The sequence below is a fragment of the Elstera litoralis genome (assembly GCF_000963705.1).
GTDB classification, from domain to species: Bacteria; Pseudomonadota; Alphaproteobacteria; order Elsterales; family Elsteraceae; genus Elstera; species Elstera litoralis.
This window is the reverse complement of the sequence record NZ_LAJY01000823.1, coordinates 1-689: the sequence shown is the minus strand read 5'-3', so window position 1 is coordinate 689 and position 689 is coordinate 1. Positions and strand designations below refer to the sequence as shown.

The following is a 689-nucleotide window of genomic DNA, read 5'->3' as shown; positions in this document are numbered from 1 at the left end:
AGGCTTTTTCAGAGGCCGGCAGCGCGCCGGTCGTAACTTTAAAATCGTGCATCGAGCCTCTCCCGATTAAATCAGAGACAGACCCGGATACGGCGGGGATAAAGAAAAGACGGATGCCGTCCCGTGAGAGGGAATTGGGGCCACCCGCGCGTTCAGTCCCTTCGCCGGTATGAACCGGATCAGGTTCTAAGGGTCGCTGTGCCGATCGTGGTTAGATCCAACAGCCTCTCAGCCCCTTGCGGGACTCCCCTCGAAACGAGGATTACAAGACACGCTTCCGCGCATGGCGTCAAGCGGGTGGACATTGCTCGCCGCTATAAGCCGATTAATGCGCCGCGCCGAAATACCGAACCGCTGTCAGCAGAATGCCCGTCATCACCACCAGCATCGCTCCAAGTTTGATCGTCATGCGGTTCTCAAGGTCGCGCATGTCGGCGCGCACCAGGGCGATTTCGTACTTCAGCTCTTCCTTGGTGGCAAGTTTGGCAACTTCGGCTTTCAGCTCATCCTTAGTCGCGCATTTGGCGATATCCGCCTTCAGTTCGTCCTTGACGGCTTTCAGTTCGTCCTTGGTGGCGGATTTGGCGATTTCAGCCTTCAACTCGTCCTTGACGGCGTTCAGCTCTTCCTTGGTCGCGCATTTGGCGATGTCCGCCTTCAGATCGTCCCGGACCGCATTCAGCTCTTCG

The 689-nt window shown here is 57.3% G+C and carries 1 protein-coding gene and 1 riboswitch; the gene reads right to left on the bottom strand.

Annotated features, from left to right (window positions below; translation table 11 throughout):
* Nucleotides 1-138: 138 nt before the first annotated feature.
* Nucleotides 139-261, bottom strand: a riboswitch (TPP riboswitch).
* 64 nt (nt 262-325) lie between these two features.
* Nucleotides 326-689: hypothetical protein (locus VZ95_RS26260; protein ID WP_198148439.1), on the bottom strand; the 364-nt coding region annotated here is incomplete at its 5' end.